Origin of the sequence: Pseudomonas sp. DE0010 (genome assembly GCF_007680745.1) — a bacterium.
In the GTDB taxonomy this organism is placed as follows: domain Bacteria; phylum Pseudomonadota; class Gammaproteobacteria; order Pseudomonadales; family Pseudomonadaceae; genus Aquipseudomonas; species Aquipseudomonas parafulva_B.
Genome location: NZ_VEJQ01000197.1, coordinates 1 through 277, shown reverse-complemented (window position 1 = coordinate 277; position 277 = coordinate 1). Strand labels below are relative to the sequence as shown.

Below are 277 nucleotides of genomic sequence, written 5' to 3'. Positions count from 1 at the left end.
AGTCTGGAAGAGATCCGCCAGTTGCTCAGCCTCTGGCAGGACCGGCAACGCGCCAGTGCCGACGTCAAGGCGCTGGCCAAGCGGCACATCGCCGAGCTGGATCTGAAGATCGCCGAACTGACCCGCCTGCGCAGCACCCTCGGCGAGCTGGTCTCCTGCTGCCATGGCGACGCCAGCCCCGAGTGTCCGATCCCCGATACCCTCGGCGGCTGACGCAACCGCCGAGGGCTCGCGGGGTCCATCTTTCTATCTCCCCGCTGCCTAGGTTGAGTCCATG

At 66.8% G+C, this 277-nt stretch carries 1 protein-coding gene; it reads left to right on the top strand.

The genetic code is table 11. The features are described 5' to 3' along the window. Positions 1–213 (top strand): MerR family DNA-binding protein (locus FS767_RS22230; protein WP_178102779.1); only part of this gene is annotated, 213 nt, incomplete at its 5' end. Positions 214–277 lie beyond the last annotated feature (64 nt).